The 1,245-nt window shown below is 40.1% G+C and carries 1 protein-coding gene; it reads right to left on the reverse strand.

The genetic code is table 11. The features are described 5' to 3' along the window. Positions 1-173: 173 nt before the first annotated feature. The coding region (locus tag HT717_RS09805) for an LPXTG cell wall anchor domain-containing protein (RefSeq protein WP_188110957.1) at positions 174-1,245 on the reverse strand (1,072 nt) is incomplete at its 5' end.

Raw genomic sequence — 1,245 nt, forward strand, 5'->3', positions numbered from 1 at the left:
CTACAAATATTATAGAGCCCCAATTGAGAGCTTCTTAGTACAAAGATTAGCATCTACTTTCCAAAAACACAACAACGGCCTTGTACCTCTTAAAACGAGGAACAAAGCCGTTGTTTAATCTTTTCTATTCATCGTCCACTTAACAATGAACAGTTCATATTTTGACTAAATTTTTAGTCTTCTTTTTTCTTACGAGCTACAAGTCCAAATCCACTCAATAGTCCAAGAAGTCCTAGAGATGCAAGAGTCGCATTTGATTCTGTTCCTGTATTTGGCAATACATTTTGAGAATCATTTGACTTAGCTCCATTATCAACAGTAGTCTTAGTATCTACCTGATTTGCATTCGGAGTAACTGCATTTGGAGTTGGAGTAGCTGGTGCTGGTTTATCTTGACCAGAATTTCCATTAGTATCAGGTTTGACTGGCATATCAGGTGTCACTGGTGCAACTGGATTTGTATCTGTTGGTGTTGATGGTGTGACTTTACCTGGTGTTGTTACATTTGGAACTTCTACAGCTGGTTTGCCTGGTTCTGTAATTTTAGCTGTTCCTGGGACTTTACCGTCTGGTAATTCACTGTTTGGTACTTTACCTTTACCATCTTTACCGATTTCAACAGTGATTGGACCATCTTTACCTGGGATTTCTACCGTAGTTTCTGGTGGGTATGTTGACCCATCTGGTTTCTTAGGTGTTACTGTAACGTCACCTGTCTTAGGATCTTGTTCCAACTCTACTGTTGGTGTCTTACGTGCTGGTGTGGTTACATCTACTGGTTGTGATGGTTTCTTATTCGGTTCTGTTACTTTTCCTGTACCTGGGACAGCTTTCTTAGGAAGGTTGTCATTTGATACTTCACCTGAACCATTGTCACCAATTGTTACTGTGATTGTTGTTCCATTTTCTCCTGGAATTTCTACCTTGCTACCTGATGGGTATGTTGAGCCATCTGGTTTCTTAGGCGTTACAATCGCATTTCCATTTGGTTGTTGAGTGATTTCAATCTTACCTGGTTTTTCAGTTACTGGTGTTTCTGGTGTTACCTTAGCTGGAGTTGTTACATTAGGAACTTCCACAGCTGGTTTACCTGGTTCAGTAATCTTAGCTGTTCCTGGTACTTTACCTTCTGGTAATTCGCTGTTTGGTACTTTACCTTTACCTTCTTTATCGATTGTAACGATAATTGAGTTTCCATCTTTACCTGGGATTTCTACCGTAGTTCCTGGTGGGTATGTTGACCCA

It is taken from the genome of Streptococcus sp. 959 (assembly GCF_013277075.1).
Taxonomy (GTDB): Bacteria; Bacillota; Bacilli; order Lactobacillales; family Streptococcaceae; genus Streptococcus; species Streptococcus pseudopneumoniae_C.